General features: G+C 75.5%; 16 protein-coding genes and 2 pseudogenes. 13 read left to right on the top strand and 5 right to left on the bottom strand.

Annotated features, from left to right (window positions below; translation table 11 throughout):
• Positions 1–11: 11 nt before the first annotated feature.
• From I4I81_RS27920 to I4I81_RS27900, 5 genes are all read left to right on the top strand, one after another.
• Positions 12–227 carry a hypothetical protein gene (locus I4I81_RS27920; RefSeq protein ID WP_218603277.1) on the top strand — a complete coding sequence of 72 codons (216 nt, stop codon included), beginning with the start codon at positions 12–14 and terminating at the stop codon, positions 225–227.
• Positions 228–232: 5 nt separating this feature from the next.
• The gene (locus tag I4I81_RS27915; RefSeq protein WP_218616443.1) at positions 233–3163 is read left to right on the top strand and encodes a helix-turn-helix transcriptional regulator; all 2931 of its coding nucleotides are present in this window, start codon (positions 233–235) and stop codon (positions 3161–3163) included.
• A gap of 206 nt (positions 3164–3369) precedes the next feature.
• A complete protein-coding gene (locus tag I4I81_RS27910) occupies positions 3370–4626 on the top strand; it encodes a cytochrome P450 (protein ID WP_218602920.1) in 1257 nt (418 codons plus the stop codon).
• Entirely contained in the window at positions 4623–6278 is a 1656-nt protein-coding gene (locus I4I81_RS27905; protein WP_218602919.1) for a class I adenylate-forming enzyme family protein, read from the top strand. Before I4I81_RS27910 ends, I4I81_RS27905 begins: the two co-directional genes overlap by 4 nt.
• Positions 6279–6389: 111 nt before the next feature.
• Positions 6390–6599 (top strand): hypothetical protein, encoded by a 210-nt coding sequence (locus I4I81_RS27900; protein WP_218602918.1) that lies wholly within the window; start codon positions 6390–6392, stop codon positions 6597–6599.
• A 12-nt stretch (positions 6600–6611) separates the two neighbouring features.
• Here I4I81_RS27900 and I4I81_RS27895 read toward each other — a convergent pair whose 3' ends face one another.
• On the bottom strand, positions 6612–6827 hold the full coding sequence (locus I4I81_RS27895) for a hypothetical protein (RefSeq protein WP_172157642.1): 216 nt from the start codon (positions 6825–6827) through the stop codon (positions 6612–6614).
• 177 nt (positions 6828–7004) lie between these two features.
• On the opposite strand from I4I81_RS27895, the gene tenA reads away from it, so the two are divergent.
• Complete coding sequence (gene tenA, locus I4I81_RS27890; protein ID WP_218602917.1) at positions 7005–7652, top strand: thiaminase II; 648 nt, start codon at positions 7005–7007, stop codon at positions 7650–7652.
• On the opposite strand, the gene I4I81_RS27885 is transcribed toward tenA, so the two are convergent.
• Genes I4I81_RS27885 through I4I81_RS27870 form a run of 4 tightly spaced genes read right to left on the bottom strand, consistent with a single transcriptional unit; the run spans position 7653 to position 10866 of the window.
• Complete coding sequence (locus I4I81_RS27885) at positions 7653–8048, bottom strand: phage holin family protein (RefSeq protein WP_218602916.1); 396 nt, start codon at positions 8046–8048, stop codon at positions 7653–7655.
• Positions 8048–9274, bottom strand: a complete 1227-nt coding sequence (locus tag I4I81_RS27880) for a serine hydrolase domain-containing protein (protein ID WP_218602915.1) — start codon at positions 9272–9274, stop codon at positions 8048–8050. Before I4I81_RS27880 ends, I4I81_RS27885 begins: the two co-directional genes overlap by 1 nt.
• 9 nt (positions 9275–9283) lie before the next feature.
• Positions 9284–10468, bottom strand: a complete 1185-nt coding sequence (locus tag I4I81_RS27875; protein WP_218602914.1) for an apiosidase-like domain-containing protein — start codon at positions 10466–10468, stop codon at positions 9284–9286.
• On the bottom strand, positions 10465–10866 hold the full coding sequence (locus I4I81_RS27870) for a MarR family winged helix-turn-helix transcriptional regulator (protein ID WP_218602913.1): 402 nt from the start codon (positions 10864–10866) through the stop codon (positions 10465–10467). The genes I4I81_RS27875 and I4I81_RS27870 overlap by 4 nt, the downstream gene beginning before the upstream one ends.
• Before the next feature lie 166 nt (positions 10867–11032).
• Here I4I81_RS27870 and I4I81_RS27865 point away from each other — a divergent pair, with 166 nt between their 5' ends.
• The 7 genes and pseudogenes from I4I81_RS27865 to I4I81_RS27830 all read left to right on the top strand — a co-directional run bounded on the left by I4I81_RS27865 (position 11033) and on the right by I4I81_RS27830 (position 16765).
• A complete protein-coding gene (locus I4I81_RS27865; RefSeq protein ID WP_218602912.1) occupies positions 11033–12004 on the top strand; it encodes a patatin-like phospholipase family protein in 972 nt (323 codons plus the stop codon).
• Between the two features lie 87 nt (positions 12005–12091).
• Positions 12092–12808 (top strand): GAF and ANTAR domain-containing protein, encoded by a 717-nt coding sequence (locus tag I4I81_RS27860; protein ID WP_218602911.1) that lies wholly within the window; start codon positions 12092–12094, stop codon positions 12806–12808.
• Positions 12805–13542 (top strand): GAF and ANTAR domain-containing protein, encoded by a 738-nt coding sequence (locus I4I81_RS27855; protein ID WP_218602910.1) that lies wholly within the window; start codon positions 12805–12807, stop codon positions 13540–13542. The genes I4I81_RS27860 and I4I81_RS27855 overlap by 4 nt, the downstream gene beginning before the upstream one ends.
• Positions 13543–13547: 5 nt before the next feature.
• A pseudogene (locus I4I81_RS27850) lies at positions 13548–14300 on the top strand (putative protein N(5)-glutamine methyltransferase); the annotation flags it as partial.
• Positions 14286–14945 carry a class I SAM-dependent DNA methyltransferase gene (locus tag I4I81_RS27845; protein ID WP_308187792.1) on the top strand — a complete coding sequence of 220 codons (660 nt, stop codon included), beginning with the start codon at positions 14286–14288 and terminating at the stop codon, positions 14943–14945. The pseudogene I4I81_RS27850 and the gene I4I81_RS27845, both read left to right, overlap by 15 nt.
• A gap of 43 nt (positions 14946–14988) precedes the next feature.
• A pseudogene (locus I4I81_RS27835) lies at positions 14989–15827 on the top strand (aminoglycoside phosphotransferase family protein).
• Entirely contained in the window at positions 15824–16765 is a 942-nt protein-coding gene (locus tag I4I81_RS27830; protein ID WP_218602907.1) for a GNAT family N-acetyltransferase, read from the top strand. The pseudogene I4I81_RS27835 and the gene I4I81_RS27830 overlap by 4 nt, the downstream one beginning before the upstream one ends.
• Positions 16766–16779: the final 14 nt, after the last annotated feature.

Here is a 16779-nt window from a genome sequence, read left to right as displayed (position 1 = left end):
AGGCTCGTCGCATGTTCTTCGACAGCCCGGGCCACTCCCGCACCGCCGAGCTCCGCCACCGCGAGCTGCTCGCGGAGGCCGAGCAGTTCCGGCTCGGCCGCCTCGCCCGCGCCGCACGCCGGGCCCGCAGGTCGGAGCGGTCACCGATGCCTCCCGCACCGCCGGACCGTCCCACCTCACCCGCCGCGAACACGGACGCGAACTGTCGGTACGCCGTGCCACGATGACCCGCGTGACGCGGATCGGGGCGGGCATCGAGCTGGTGGGCCGCCGGCACGAGGTGTCGGCGCTGGCCGCGGCGCTCGAGCGTGCGTCCACGGGCTCGCCGACGGGGGTGCTGCTCTCCGGCGACGCGGGCGTCGGCAAGTCCCGGCTCGTCGCCGAGGCGGTCGCGCGGGCGTCCGCGGCGGGGTTCTCCGTGCTCACCGGGCGCTGCCTCGACACCGCGGAGGCCGCGCTGCCGTACCTCCCGTTCACCGAGATCGTCGGCGCGCTCGCGGTGCGGCGGCCCGAGCTGGTCGCCGCGCACGGGGCCCTGCGCCACCTGCAGCCCGGCGGTCCGCCGCGGGCCGAGCCGGAGGCTGACCGGTCGCTGGGCCAGCTCCGGGTGTTCGACGCCGTGCTGTCGGTGCTCGACGAGCTCACCGCCGACCGGCCCGCACTCGTCGTGCTGGAGGACCTGCACTGGGCCGACCGGTCGAGCCGCGACCTCGTCGTCTTCCTGCTCTCCCGGCTCGACGCGCAGCGCCTGGTCGTGCTGGCCACCTACCGATCCGACGACCTGCACCGCCGCCACCCGCTGCGGCCGGTGCTGTCGGAGCTGGTGCGGCTGCCGGCCGTCGAGCGGGTGGAGCTGGAGCCGCTCGACGCGGCCGACGTTCTCGCACTCGTCCGGCTGCTCGCCGACGGGTCGCTCACGCCGCAGCTGCTGCACAGCGTCGCCCGGCGCAGCGAGGGCAACGCGTTCTTCGCCGAGGAGCTGGTCTCCAGCTGTTCCGACGGCCTGCCGCACAGCCTCGTCGAGGTGCTGCTGGCCCGCGTCGAAAGCCTCACCCCGGCCACGCAGCGGCTGCTGCGGGTGGCGTCGGTCGCCGGGCGCCGGGTCCGGCACGACCAGCTCGCCGCCGTCGCCGGGCTCGACGTCGACGAGCTGGAGCTGGGGCTGCGCGAGGCGGTGCACCACCACGTCCTGGTCGCCGACGGGCACTCCGGCGACGACTACGTCTTCCGGCACGCGCTGCTGCGCGAGGCGATCCACCACGACCTGCTCCCCGGGGAGCGCAGCCGGCTGCACGCCGCGTTCGCCGCGCTGCTGGCCGACCCGTCCGCCCCCGACGAACCGGGCCGCGCAGCGATGCTCGCCCACCACGCGCTGGCCGCGCACGACCTGCCCACCGCGCTCACCGCATCGGTGTCGGCGGCCCGCGAGGCCGACGGGCAGGAGGCCCCCGCCGAGCTGCTGCTGCACGCCGAGCGGGCGCTGGAGCTGTGGCCCGCCGTCCCCGACGCGGAGACCGTCGCCGGCGCGCCGGAGCACCAGCTCACCCGGATGGCCGCCTGGGCCGCGAGCGCCACGGGCGACCCCGAGCGGGGCACCGCGCTGGGCCGGCGCGCGCTGGAGCTCGCCGAGCGCCACGGCGACCCGGTGCTCACCGCGACGGTGCGGGTCAAGTACGCCCTGCGGCTGCTGGAGCGCAGCGACGACAGCTACGCCGATGCCCGCGACGCCGCCGAGCAGGCGATGACGGTGTTCGGCGCGCGCCCGCCGTCCGGTGACCTCGCGTGGTGCCACGCCGTGCTCGCCAGGGCCCACTACCGGGTCGACGAGTTCCCCGACGCGGTGCGCGAGGCCGAGCGGGCCGTGGGGGTCGCGTCCGCCCTCCCCGACGCCGACCGCTTCGCCCACGCCGCGGCCGCCGACGCACTGGTCACGATGGCGGGGTGCGAGGCGTACTCGGGCCGGCCGGAGCAGGCGCGGGCGCGGCTCGCCACCGCGCGCTCGCTGGCGCGCCGCGCGGGCGACCTCGGGGCCGAGCTGCGCACGTACTCCGGTGTCGGCTTCTCGCTGCTGGAGGAGTGCCGCTTCGCCGACGCGGCCGAGGAGCTGGCCGAGGGCGAGGACCGCGCCGCCGCCACCGGCCTGCGGTGGAGCATGCCGGGGCTCGACGTCCGGGTCGCCCACGTGGCGGCCCGGTACCTCGGCGGCGACTGGGACGCCGCGGAGACGGCCGCCGACCTGGCCGGGGCCGCGGTCCCGGCGTCGGTGTCGGCGCGGCTCGTCGCGGCCGGGCTGCTCGTGGCCACCGCACGCGGCCGGTTCGACGTGGTGGAGCGGCGCTACGCCGAGCTGACGGCGCGGCCGCTGGAGGGCATGCAGGCCACGGTCTACCTCGGGGTCGCCGCCGCGGAGGCCGCGCTCTGGCAGGACCGGCCCGACGACGCCGTCGCCCGGGCCGCCGCCGCGCAGTCGGCGCTGGACGCGATCGAGGGGTACGCGTTCGGCGGGATCGCGCTCGCCGCACTGGGCATCGCGGGCCTCGTCGCCGGCGCGGGCGACGTCGAGGGCCACGCGCGGCGGCTGGTCGCCCACGCCGAGGAGACCGCGCGGCGCGGCCTGCCCCGCGGCACGGAGATGGGGCCGGAGGGCCGGGCCTGGCTGCTGCGGGCGCACGCCGAGCTCACCCGGCTCACCGCGCCCGACCCGTCGGCGTGGGACGCCGTCGTCGAGGCGTTCGCCTACGAGCCCGCCGGCCTCGGGTACCGCGGTGCATACGCGCGGCTGCGCCGGGCCGAAGCCCGGCTCGCCACCGGGCTCGCCGCGGCCGACGTCGCCGACGACCTCCGCCACGCCCACCGCACCGCCACCGCCCTGCGGGCCGTCCCGTTGCTGACGGCCGTCGACGCTCTGGCAGCCCGGGCCGGGGTCACGCCCGACGGGAAGACCCCGGCCCCCGACGTCCTCACCCCGCGGGAGCGCTCGGTGCTGGAGCAGGTCGCGCAGGGCCACACCAACCGGCAGGTCGGCGCGGCCCTGTTCATCAGCGAGAAGACGGTGAGCGTGCACCTGTCGCGGGTGATGGCGAAGCTGGGTGCCGCCAGCCGTACCGAGGCCGTGAACATCGCCTACGCCCGCGGCCTCCTCGCCCCACCGGTGCCCGCGTGACGCGGCGGATCGTCGCGCTCGGCGGGGGGCGGGTTCTCCACCGCGACGGCACCCGCCCGACCCACCTGCCCCCCCGACCGCGCCGTATCACCGCGCGAGCCGAGCGGCTGGCCCCCGCGGTCCGGGGCGCGGCCCCTACGGCCCCTTGCCCGCTACCTCCCGGTAACTAGTGTGGGTGATCCGACCCACAGCGAGGAGGTTCGGCGATGCCGCCGAGCACCACCTGGGCCACCCGCCCGGACCTGTCCGACATCGAGCGGTTCTGGACGGCCCCCATCTCCGAGCGGGCCGCGGCGTTCGCGGCGCTGCGCGAGCGGGAGCCGGTGCCGTTCTTCGCCGAGCCTGAGGCCTCGTTCCTGCCGAAGGGCCCGGGGTACTGGGCCCTGACCCGCCTCGACGACCTGGTCGAGGCCAGCCGCAACGCGAAGGTGTTCACCTCCGGCGCGGGTGCGACGAACGTCGCCGACCTGCCGCCGGAGTTCCTCGAATTCTACGGTTCGATGATCAACACCGACGACCCGCGGCACGCCCGCCTGCGCCGGATCGTCTCGCGCGGGTTCACCCCGAAGCGCCTCGCCGCGATCACCGACGACGTGCAGGCGATCGCCACCCGGATCGTCGACGACGTGGTCGACGCCGGGGAGTGCGACGCCGTCTCCACCATCTCCGCCCGACTCCCGCTGAAGATCGTCTGCGACATGATGGGCGTGCCGGAGAGCCAGTACGACTTCGTGTTCCGGACGTCGAACGTGATCCTCGGGGCGAGCGACCCCGAGTACGTCCCGGACGCCGAGAACGTCATCGTCGCGCTGCTGCAGGCGGGCAACGAGCTCGCCGAGCTCATGCGCGACCTGGCGGAGCACCGCGAGCAGCGACCCACCGACGATGTGACGTCCGCGCTGATCAACGCCGAGATCGACGGCGAGCGCCTCACCCCCGACGAGCTCGCGAGCTTCTTCATCCTGCTGGTGGTGGCCGGCAACGAGACCACTCGCAACGCGATCAGCTGGGGCCTCAAGCTGCTCACCGACCATCCCGAGCAGCGCCGGATCTGGCTCGGCGACCTCGACGGCGTCACCCCGACCGCCGTCGAGGAGATCGTCCGCTGGGCCTCACCGGTGATCTTCATGCGCCGCACCCTGGCCGTCGACGCCGTGCTCGGCGGGCAGGACATGACCGCGGGCGACAAGGTGCTGCTCTTCTACTGGGGCGCCAACCGCGACCCGGCGCACTTCACCGACCCCGACGCGTTCGACGTCCGCCGCTCCCCCAACCCGCACGTCGGGTTCGGCGGTGCCGGTCCGCACTTCTGCCTCGGCGCGCACCTCGCCCGCCGCGAGATGTCGGTGATGTTCCGCGAGCTGCTCACCCGGGTGCCCGACATCCACGCCACCGCCGAGCCCCGGAGGCTGCAGTCGATGTTCATCAACGGGATCAAGGCGATGCCGGTGAGCGCCCGGTGATCTACCCCGAGGTTCCCGTCGGCGCCCTGCTCGCCGGGTCGGCACGGCGGTTCGGCGAGCGCACCGCGATCCACTACGCCGGTCGCGAGCTGACGTTCGCCGCGCTCCACGAGCGGGCCTGCGCCTTCGCGAACGCACTCCGCGCGGAGGGGGTCGGCCGCGGCGACGTCGTCGCGATCCACCTGCCCAACTGCCCGCAGTACGCGATCGCCTACTACGGGACCCTGCTCGCGGGGGCCACGTTCTCCCCGACCAACCCGCTGCTCCCGCCACCCGACCTCGCCGCGCAGCTCGCCGACTCCCGGGCCGTCGCCGCCGTCACCTGGGCCCCGGCCGCCCCGGCGCTGGCCGCCGTGCGCGACCGCACCGTGATCCGGCTCGTGCTGGTCACCGACCGCGAGCAGGCGCTCGACCCGACGCACCGGCTCGCCGTCGACGGGATGGTCGACTTCGAGGCCTTCCACGGCGACGCCCCGACCACCGCGCCCGTCGTCGACATCGACGTGCACCGCGACCTCGCCCACCTCGCCTACACCGGCGGCACGACCGGGCGGTCGAAGGGCGTGCAGCTGCCGCACCGCAACGTGGTCGTCAACGTGCTGCAGTACGCGTGCCGGGGCTCGGGCTCCCTCCCCGCGCTCGACGGCGAGGGCGGCGTGGTGCTCGACCAGGTCGAGCCGGCCGAGGAGTACCCGACGCGGCTGGGCACCGGCGTCGCGATCGGCCTGGCCCCGTGGTTTCACGCGATGGGCACGATCGGCGGGCTCAACGTCCCCACCGTCACCGGCGCCACGACGGTGCTGCACGAGCGGTTCGACCCGGCGGCCTACCTCGCCGACGCCGAGCGGTTCGCCGTCACCGGCATGAGCGGGGCCCCGCCGATCTACGGGGCCCTGCTGCAGCACCCCGACTTCGCCACGCGCGACCTCTCGTCGATCCGCAGCATCAGCTCCGGGGCCGCTCCGCTACCCGTCGAGATGATCAAGGGCCTGCAGCGCAGGCTCGGTGCGGACGTCGTCATCGCCGAGGGGTACGGACTCACCGAGGTCACGATGGGCGCCACGATCGGCCCGGCGGCGCGGTCGGCGGTGCGCAAGGTCGGCACCGTGGGCCTGCCGGTGCCCGACACCGAGGTGCGGATCGTCGACCCTGCCGGCGACGACCTCGCCGCACTGCCCGTCGGGGAGCCGGGCGAGGTCGTGATCCGCGGGCCGCAGGTGATGGTCGGGTACCAGGACCGGCCCGAGGACAACGCGGCCACGCTGGTCGACGGCTGGCTGCGCACCGGCGACATCGGCGTCCTCGACGACGACGGCTACCTCTCCATCGTCGACCGCAAGAAGGACATGCTGATCTACAAGGGCTACAACGTGTACCCGCGCGATCTGGAGGAACTGCTGCACGCACAACCCGGGGTGGCGGGGGCCGCGGTCGTCGGGCGCCCCGACCTCAGCGCCGGCGAGCTGCCCGTGGCGTTCGTCGTGGCGCCGGGCGCCGACCCCGACGCGCTGATGGAGGCGGTGAACGCGCAGGTCGCGCCGTACAAGCGGATCCGGGAGCTGTTCCTCGTCGACGCGATCCCGGTGTCGGCGGCGGGCAAGGTCCTCAAGCGAGAGCTGCGGGAACGGCTACAGAAGGACACGAACGGGTGACGCACAGCTAACGATCGGCGGTACGGGGGCGATAGGTCGTACGTACGGACACCCGGCAGCGCGCACCGGCCCGGACACCTCTCCCGTCCCGCTGATCGAAACGGTGCCGCCATGTCCGCTTCATTCCTGACCGCAGGACGCCACCACCGCACCACCACGTCCCGCCGCGAGCGCGCCCTGCGCGCCCTCGACGTGGCGGGCCGGCTGGGCACGCTGGTGACGCTCGCGGCCCTGCTGGTCGTCGCGGGGGCCGTCGGCGGCCTGTTCGACGGCACCCCCGCGACCGAGAACGCCACGGTCACGGCGACGTTCGGACGCTGACGCTCCGGGCGCTCAGGCGGCCTCCGCCTGCCCCAGCGGCGTCTTGAGCACGTGGTCGACCAGCCGCATGACCAGCTGACCACCGCCGAGGCGGTACCCGAACTCCTCCCAGGTGAGCAGCTCCCGCGAGAGCACCTCACCGACCGGGCCGGGGTACAGACGGGTCACCCGGAACGCGGCTGCGCGCAGCCGCATCTTCTCGTGATGATCCATGGGTACGGGGCTCATTCCGACTCACCTCCGCGTGCGATGCGGGGCTCTCAGCGTTGAGTGGCCACCCTGGGTTCCGTTCATAGTGCTGCCGGCTGCGCTGCCCGCACCCCATCGTACCCGAAGAGTGACTAGGATCTCACCCTCCGCGCACAGGTCGTACGGATGCCGTGACCGAGCGCTAACGTGATCTTCGTGGCCCCCCGTGACGTGCTCTGGTCCGACATCACCGGCATCTACGAGGCGATCCTCGCCCACCCGTTCCTGTCCGGCCTCGCCGACGGCACGCTGCCGCGCGAGTCGTTCCGGCACTACGTCGTACAGGACGCGCACTACCTGCGCGGCTACGCGAAGGCCCTCGCGGTGTGTGCGGCGAAGGCCCCGACCGAGGACGCCACCGTGATGTTCGCCCAGCACGCCGCCGGGGCGATCGCGGCCGAGCGCGACCTGCACGCGTCGCTGCTCGACGAGCTCGGAACGCTGGACGACCCGGTCGCCCCCGCCACCCAGGCCTACCTCAGCTACCTGCTCGCCACCGCGCACGGCGGCTCCTACGCCGACGCGGTCGGCGCGGTGCTCCCCTGCTACTGGATCTATGCGCGCGTCGGCGAGACCCTGCTGGAGACGGGCTCGCCCGATCCCCTCTACGCCCGCTGGATCGCGATGTACGGCGGCGACGACTACCAGGGCGTCGTCGACGCGGTGCTGGCCGAGACCGACCGCGCGGCCGGGACCCTGTCGGAGCCCGACCTCGCGCGGATGCGACGGCACTTCACCACGACGTCGCGCTACGAGTGGATGTTCTGGGACGGGGCGTACCGGCAGGAGACGTGGCCCGTCTGATCAGCGCTGGTCGATCCGGTCCGGGATGACGACGTGCAGCACGAACCCGACCACGGCCACCACGATCGCTCCGACGAACGCCGCCCCGAACCCGCCGACGGTGAACGGCAGCCCGAGCCCGCCCGCGATGAAGCCGACGAGCAGGAACAGCAGCGCGTTGACGACGAGCCCGACCAGCCCGAGCGTCAGGACGTAGAACGGGCAGCCGACGACCTTGATCAGAGGCTTGAGCACGGCGTTGACCAGGCCGAAGATCAGCGCGACGGCGACGAGCGTCCCGACCCGCGCCCCGGTGCCGCCCGCGGAGTTGTCGATGCCGGGGACGATCAGCGTGGCGATCCACAGGCTGACGGCGACGACCGCCACCCGGACGACGAAGGCGAGTGCGTTCGACATCAGGCCACCAGCGCCTGGGTCACGAGCGTGCGGAGCTGCGGCCGGATCGGGTACGTGCTCGACGGCATGAGCTGGGTGAAGAACATGGCGGTGATCTCCTCGACCGGATCGACGTAGAACGCGGTGCTGGCCAGCCCGCCCCAGGCGTACTCACCGGTGCTGGTGAGGGCCTTCCCGGCCGCCGGGTCGACGACCACGGAGAAGCCGAGGCCGAACCCGACGCCGTGGTAGGTCGACTCGGCGAAGATGGGCCGGCCGAACGCCTGCAGGTCGACGTTGCCCGGCAGGTGGTTGCGGGTGGCGTAGGCGACGGTGCGCGACCCGAGCAGTCGCACCCCGTCGACCTCGCCCCCACGGGCGAGCATGCGGGTGAAGCGGTGGTAGTCGGCCGCGGTGGAGACGAGCCCGCCGCCGCCGGACAGGAAGGTGGGCGCGCGCAGCGCGGCGTCACCCATGCGGTCGTGCCGGTGCAGGCCCCCGCCCGGCCGCGGGACGTAGAGCGCGGCGAGCCGGTCGGGGTCGGCCGCGCCGAACCCGGTGTCGGTCATGTCGAGCGGGCGCAGGATCTCGTCGGTGAGGAACGCGTCGAGCGACCGGCCGGACGCCACCTCCACGACGCGGCCGAGCACGTCGGTGGCCACCGAGTAGTTCCACTCCGCGCCCGGCTGGTGCACCAGCGGCAGGCTCGCCCATGCGTCGCAGGCGGCGGTCAGGTCCATCCCGGCGGGCACGCCGAACTCGAAACCGCGGCTGCGGTACGCCTCGTCGACGGGGTGCGCGTGGTGGAAGCCGTAGGTCAGGCCCGCGGTGTGGGTGAGCAGGTGCCAGATCCGCACCGGCTCGGCCGCGGGCTCGGTGCCGGGGTCGGCCGCCGAGCCGCCGCGGTAGACGCGCAGGTCGGCGAACGCCGGGATGTACCGCGAGACCGGGTCGGTCAGCGCGATCAGCCCGCGCTCGTAGAGCATCAGCGCGGCCACCGAGGTGACCGGTTTGGTCATCGAGTAGATCCGCCACAGCGTGTCGTCGCCGACGGGGCGGGCGGCCTCGACGTCGGCCAGGCCGTGGTGGCTCAGGTGCACGACCCGGTCGCGCCGGGCCACCGCGACGGTCCAGCCGGCGAGCCGCCCGTCGTCGACGTAGCGGGCGAAGTGCGCATCGATCCGGCCCAGCCGGTCGGGGTCGAAACCGACCTCCGCCGGCTCCGCGTCCACCTTCAGTTCCGCCACGCCTCCACCCTACTGATCACCGGGCGGGGCGAGTCCGGCCGCGACGTCGTCGATCACCAGGACCCAGTCCAGGTCGGCGTCCTCCGGCCCTGTGACGGGCGGGAAGAACGACGTCGACCCCGAGCGCTGCACCGACCCGGCGTCGACGGGCTCGCCGGTGCGCGGGTCGAACCACCACGCGTGCAGCGCGTCGCCGGACAGGCCGGTGGTGTCCAGGGCGAAACCCCGGCCCGCCGGGGCGTGGGCCAGCAGGTGGTCCGGGCCGCGCAGGACGCCCGCGACCCCCTCGGTGAGCAGATCGGGGGCCGGGGTGCGGGCGCCGCGGGAGTCGGTCAGGGCGCGCAGGTGCGCCATCTGCGTCGCGCCCTCGTCGACGAGCGCGGCGGCGCGGGCCGCGGGGTCCTCGGCCCAGGCCGCGTGGTGGCCGTAGGTGTGGCCCGCGGCTCCGGCGAAGACGTCGGCGTAGGCGCTGCGACGCACGTCGAGCGCGTCGGCGCGGCCGGGGCCCGCGCAGTCCGGGGCGTCCTCGTAGGTCGGCTGGGCGTCGAGGACGGGGCGGACGGGCGGGCGGCTGCGCAGCCGGGCGACGAGGTCGTCGACTGCCCCGTGTCCTGCGGGAGAGCACAGCCCGCCGCTGTACTGCGCGAACGACAGCCACGACGCCGCACCGACGGCGTCGGACGACGACGTGCCCGGGCCCGGCACGAAGGTCATGAGCGGGTCGGCACCCGCGGCTGCCGCGATACCGTCGGCGACCGCCGACCACTCCTCGGCGTCGTCGCCGCTGCCGTCGCCGAGCACCCACACGACCCGGTCGTCGTAGCGCCGACCGAGGAACTCGCCCAGCCCCGGCTCCGGCTCCGCCGGGGTGATCGCCATGCGGAGGCCGCGCTCGGCCGCCTCCGCCACCGCGGTGTCGACGCGGGACCACTCGCCCCCGTCGGGGATCGCGGTCTGCACCACCGTGAAGCCCTGCGCCGCGCGGACATCGAGGTAGCGCTCGACCTCCACCGGGTCGGTCGAGGACAGCAGCCCCCACGCCGTGTCGCCCAGCCAGAGGAACGGCGCACCGCCCGCGGTGAACGAGCGGCCGTCCGGGCCGACCTCCAGCGGCGGCAGCCCGGGCGCTGCGGCCGCGGTGAGAGGTCCGGCGAGTGCGGCGACGAGCACCGCGGCCAGGGTCCGGTTCTTCACGGGGCCACCTCCAGGAGACGGTCGAGTGCACGGCGGAGCAGGACGCGCTCGTCGGGCGCGAGCGGGGCCAGCAGCCGCTGCTCGCACTCGGCCAGCCGCCGGGCCGCGTCCGCGAGCAGGGCCGAACCGTCGGGCGTCAGCTCCAGGACGAGTACCCGGTTGTTGCCGGGCATCGGGGTGCGCCGGACGAGGCCGCGGTCGTCGAGGCGGCGCACCAGCGACGCGGTGGTGGTGCGGTCCAGCCCGATCGCGGCACCGAGCTCGTGCTGGCGCGCGACCGGGCCGCCGGCCAGGAGCTCCAGCAGCGCGAAGTGCCGCACCGGCAGGCCCACCTCGGCCAGCGCGCGCTCGTCGAGGTCCTCGGCCCGGCCCAGTACGGACCGGAGCCGTGTGGTCATGGTGTCCATCGGTCCTCCGTCCGGTCGGGGACCGATCCTCACCGGGCCGGGGCCGGGGCACGCGATGGCGCGCGGCGAGGACACCCGAACGGGAACGGGCCGGTGCAGTCGGCTGATCCGGTCACACTCCTCCCGGTAGGGAGGCGACACCGGGGATGATCCGGGCATGCTCCCCCTCCCCGGTGACGACGAGGTGCTCCGCGCGCTGGTCCGCCGCCGCGACGCAGGGGTCCGCGACGACGGCCACCGCATCGCCCTCGTCGTCAGCGGCGGCGGGATGCGCGGGGTCTACGCGGGCGGGATGGCCCACGCACTCGACGACGCCGGGCTCGGCGACTGCTTCGACGTCGTCTACGGCAGCTCCGCGGGCGCCTACATCGGCGGCGCGCTGCTGCTCGGCGACGGCCGTGGCGCCGCGCACATCTTCTTCGAGGACATGGCGTGCCGGGCGTTCATCGACCCGCGACGCCTGGGCACGCGGCGTCCGATGGTGTCGCTGGACCACCTGCTCGGCCACATCCTCACCGTCGCCAAGCCGCTGCCGTGGGAGCGGCTGATCGGCTCCCCTCTGCAGGTGGTCGCCACCGCGGCCGACGACCTCACCGGGCACGTCCTGGAACCGCGGTCCGCGCCGGAGTGGCGGCTCGCGCTGCGCGCCACCGCGGCGATCCCGGTGCTCGCCGGGCCTGCGGTCCGGCTGCACGGGCGCCGCTGGATCGACGGGTCGGTGGCCGAGCCGCTGGCCGTGCAGCGGGCCCTGCGCGACGGGGCCACGCACGTCCTCGCGCTGCTCAACCGCACCCTGCCCGAGCTGCGCGCCGCCGACCCCGGCGCGGGTCCGGCCCGTTGGGCCCGCGCACTGGACCGGTTCGCCCCCGGCCTCGGTGCGATGGCCCAGGAGAGCGCCCGGCACGGCCCGTCCCTCACCGTCCTCGACGACGCCGCCCACCCGTCGCGCAGCGGCGTGCACCTGCTCGCGGTGCTCCCCACCGCCGACCTCGGCGTCCGGGGGTTGACCATCGACGCGGAGCGCGTGGAGCGCGCCGCACGGGTCGGGTACACCTCGATGGAGGGGGCACTGGGCCGGGTCGACGGCTCGACTCGCCCCGCCCGGGCCGCGGACGGGCGGCGTCCGTAGGCTCCGCCCGCAGTCCGAGATGCCCCGGACACCACCGGACGCTCGCCGCTCGGCGTGGAGGTGTCGTCGCGATGGGGCTGTCCCCGCATGGATGAGACCGCCGCGCTGGTGGCGATGCTCGCCGGCATCGTCGCCGACAACGGGCCGACGAGTCCGCGGCGGATCGGCGAGGCCTGCGTCGCCGCGCTCCCCGTCGACGGCGCCGCGATCACGGTGATGGTGAGGCCGGACCGGCAGGAGCCGATCTGGGTGAGCGACGACGAGGCGGGGCGCCTCCAGGAGCTGCAGTTCAGCCTGGGCGAGGGTCCGTGCGTCGAGGCCGTCACCGAGCGCCGCCCGGTCCTCGTCCCCGATCTCCGCGCCGCCCAGGGCGACCGCTGGCCGGTGTTCGCCGCGGCCGCCCGGCGCACCACGACGCGCGCGATATTCGCGCTGCCCCTGCAGGCCGGCGCGATCTGCGTCGGAGTTCTGGACCTGTACCGGCGGGAACCCGGCATGCTGGGACCGATCGAGCTCGCAGGGGCCCTGCGCGGAGCCGACGCCGCGCTGTGGTCGCTGCTCGGTCTGCGGTCCGACGACGGGCACGACGGCACGGGGGACGACGCCTGGCTGGCGGGGTCCCCGCTGCGGCACACCGAGGTGTACCAGGCGACGGGGATGGTGATGGTCCAGCTCGGGGTCACCCCCGAGGTGGCGCTGAGCAGGCTCAGGGCGTTCGCGTTCGTCCGCGACCGCGCGATCGACGAGGTCGCCCGCGACGTGGTGTCGCGGCGGCTGCGGTTCGACGAGGAGGAGCGAGGATGAGCACAGCCGAGCACGACAACCGTGAGCGGTCGCTGGCCGAGGCGTTCGTCGGGCTGGCCGACACCCTCGTCGCCGGGTACGACGTCATCGAGCTGCTGCACCGGCTCAGCGCCGACTGCGTCGCCCTGCTCCCCGTCGACGCGGCGGGGCTGATGCTCTCCGACCAGCGCGGCAGGCTGACCGTCGCCGCGTACTCGACCGGGGCGGCCCACGACCTGGAGCAGTTCCAGCTCCGGTCGGCGGAGGGTCCGTGCGTCGACTGCTTCCACGACAGCACGCAGGTCGTGGCGGCCGACCTGGCCGAGGAGTCCCGCTGGCCGCAGTTCACGCCGTACGCCCGCGACGCCGGCTACCTCTCGGTGCACGCGTTCCCGCTCCGGCTGCGGGCGGAGACGATCGGCGCGCTGAACCTGTTCGGCGCGGTCCCGGCCGAGATGTCGGCCGACGACCGCCGCATCGGGCAGGCGCTGGCCGACGTCGCCACCATCGGGATCATCCAGGAACGGGCGATCGCCCGCCGCGACCTGCTCGCCGAGCAGCTGGAGGGGGCGCTGAACAGCCGGGTGACGATCGAGCAGGCGAAGGGCGTGATCGCCGAGCGTCGCGACGTCGACATGACCGTGGCGTTCGACGTGCTCCGGCGCCACGCCCGCGCCACCAACCGGCAGCTCACCGAGCTGGCCCGCGCGGTCGTCGACGACAGCACGGTCGTCGACGACCTGCCCCCGGTCTGAGGCCGATGGAGGCCGCCGACGTCGTGGCCCGGCTGCGCGCCGCGGGCTGCGTGTTCGCCGAGGACGAGGCCCGGCTGCTGCTCGCGGCCGAGGTCCCCCCGGCCGCCCTCGACGCGCTGGTCGGGCGGCGGGTCGCGGGCGAGCCGCTCGAGCACCTCCTGGGGTGGGCGGAGTTCTGCGGGCTGCGGATCGCGGTCGGTGCGGGGGTGTTCGTCCCGCGCAGGCGGACGGAGTTCCTCGCGGAGCGGGCGGTCGCGCTGGCCAGGCCGGGGGCCGTCGTCGTGGACCTGTGCTGCGGCACCGGGGCCGTCGCCGCGGCCGTGCACGCCGCCGTCCCGGACGCGGAGGTGCACGCCGCCGACGTCGACCCGGCCGCGGTCGCGCTCGCCCGGCGGAACCTCCCCGGCGGGCACGTCCACGAGGGCGATCTCGACGCCCCGCTGCCCGCCGCGCTCCGCGGCCGCGTCGACGTCCTCGTCGCGAACGCCCCCTACGTCCCGACCGACGCGATCGCCCTCATGCCGCCCGAGGCCCGCCTGCACGAGGCCCGCGCCGCGCTCGACGGCGGTCCCGACGGCACCGGGATCCAGCAGCGCGTGGCCGCCGCCGCACCCCGCTGGCTCGCTCCCGGCGGGCACCTGCTGATCGAGACCAGCGACCGCCAGGCCCCGCTGACGGCCGCGGCGATGGAGCGCCACGGCCTCGTCGCCCGCACGGTCGTCGACGACGAGCGGGAGGCGACGGTGGTGATCGGTAGCGTCGCCGCCGTGGACGAGCCCGAGTTCCTGCGCCGCACCCGCGACTCCTACGACGCGATCGCCGCCGAGTACGTCGGGTACGTCGGTGACGAGCTGCCCCGGCGGCCGGCGGAGCGGGCGCTGCTGCGCTGGTTCGCCGACGTCGTCGGGAGCGGCCCGGTCGTCGACGTGGGGTGCGGCACCGGGCGGATCACCGCGCACCTGCACGGCCTCGGCGTCGACGTCTCCGGGATCGACCTGTCGCCGGGGATGGTCGAGCAGGCCCGCCGCTCGTACCCGGAGCTGCGGTTCTCCGTCGGGTCGATGACGGCCCTGCCGCTGCCCGACGCCTGCGTCGACGGGCTCGTCGCCCACTACTCGACCATCCACGTCCCCGACGACGAGCTGCCGGGGGCGCTCGCGGAGTTCGCCCGCGTCCTCTCCCCCGGCGGCCACGCCCTGCTGACGTTCCAGGTCGGGGACGAGCCGCTGCACCTCACCGACGCCCTCGGCCACCCCGTCGACCTGCTCTTCCACCGCCGCCGCCCGGAGCGGATGGCCGCCCTGCTGGAGGCCGCAGGCCTCCCGGTGCACGCGCAGACCGTCCGGCAGGCGGAGGACGGCGAGCGGACGCCGCAGGCCTCCCTGCTGGCCCGCAGGCCGTAACCCGGTCGCACCCGGCCCGGTCACGACGGCAGGGTGGGCCCCGATGCTCCCGATCGACGAGTCACTGGCCCGGCGGCTGGTCGCCGCGCAGTTCCCGCGGTGGGCCGACCTCCCGGTCGTCGCGGTGCCCCGCCAGGGCGTCGACAACCGCACGTTCCGGCTCGGGGAGAGCCTGTCGGTCCGGCTGCCGAGCGCCGCGGGCTACGTCGCGGCGGTGGAGAAGGAGCTCCGGTGGCTGCCCCGGCTGGCCCCCGGGCTGCCGCTGCCGATCCCGTCCCCGTCGCGGCGGGCGCGCCGTCGGAGCACTACCCCTGGGCGTGGTCGGTGCGCCGCTGGATCGACGGCTCCCCCGTGAGCGACGCCCCGCCGCCCGACCCGCACGCCTTCGCGCGGGACCTGGCCGGCTTCCTCGGGGCCCTGCGGCGGATCGACGCGTCCGGCGGCCCGGTCGCCGGGGCGCACAGCTTCCAGCGCGGGGCCGACCCCGCGTTCTACGACGACGAGGCCCGCCGCGCGCTGGCCCCGCTGCCCGCCGCCCTGACCGCGATCTGGACGGACGCCCTCGCCGCGACCCGGGACGGCGACCCCGTCTGGTTCCACGGCGACGTCGCCGCGGGCAACCTCCTGCTCGACGCCGACGGGCGGCTCGCCGCGGTCATCGACTTCGGGACGTGCGGGGTCGGCGACCCGGCCTGCGACCTCGTGATCGCCTGGACCCTCCTCGACCCCGACGCCCGCGCGACCTTCCGGGCCGCGACCGGCGCCGACGACGCGACCTGGGCCCGCGCCCGCGGCTGGGCGGTCTGGAAGGCCGCGATCTCGCGCGACGCGCGGGTGCTCGACGAGCTGCTCGCCGAGCGGCGCGGCGGGACGACCGGGTGACCGTCCGCCGCGCGACCGCCGCCGACCTCGACGCCCTCGCCGCCTTCCCGCTCGACGACCCGGTCGGCGGGATCGACGCCGCGCGCCTCCGGGCCGAGCACGCCGCGCACCGCCTCCGTCCGGAGTGGACCTGGGTGGCCGAGCAGGACGGCGCGATCGTCGGCCGGGCGTTGTGGTGGGGGCGCTCGGACGACGCCGCTCCGGTCGCGCTGGACTGCCTGCACGTCCGGCCGGGTGTCCCCGATCGGGCGGGGCTCGCGCACCGGCTCCTGACCGCAGGGCACGCCGCGCTGGCCGCCCGGCCGCGGTACGAGCTGACGCTGCCCGGCGGCCGGCGCGACCGGCCGGACGTCGTCGCCGCCGTGGCCTGGCGGACGGACGCGGCCCGGCGGGCGGGGCCGACCGTGGAGGTCGAGCGGCTGCGCTACGAGTGGACGCCGGACGCCCCGGTCCCGCCCCCGTCGACGCGGCTCGCGTTCCGCCCCGAACCCGACGACGAGGTGTTCGTCGACGCGTTCCGGCGGGTCGCCGCGGGCAGCCTGGACGTCGCGACGCGGCGCGAGGTCGCCGACGTCGGGGCGGAGCGGCAGGCCCGTGACGACCTGGAGTTCTACCGGGGCTGCCCCGGGGATCGGGAGTGGTGGCGGCTCGCGCACACCCTGGACGGGGCCCTCGCCGGGTTCGCCGTCCCGTCGGCCACCCCGTACGGCCGCAACGTCGGCTACCTGGGCGTCGTGCCCGGGATGCGCGGGCGCGGGTTCGTCGACGACGTGCTCGGCGAGGTCACCCGCATCCACGCCGCCGACGGGGCCGAGTGGATCACGGCCACGACCGACGTCGTCAACGCCCCGATGGCCGCGGCGTTCGGGCGGGCCGGCTACCGCGCCACCGAGGTCCGGCTGGTCATCGAGTTCAGAGGGTCCGGAAGTAGCGGCTGATCGGGAGGTGCGTG

The sequence above is a fragment of the Pseudonocardia abyssalis genome (assembly GCF_019263705.2).
Lineage (GTDB): Bacteria > Actinomycetota > Actinomycetes > Mycobacteriales > Pseudonocardiaceae > Pseudonocardia > Pseudonocardia abyssalis.
The sequence above is the reverse complement of the archived record's forward strand: the minus strand, read 5'-3'. Positions and strand labels throughout refer to the sequence as shown.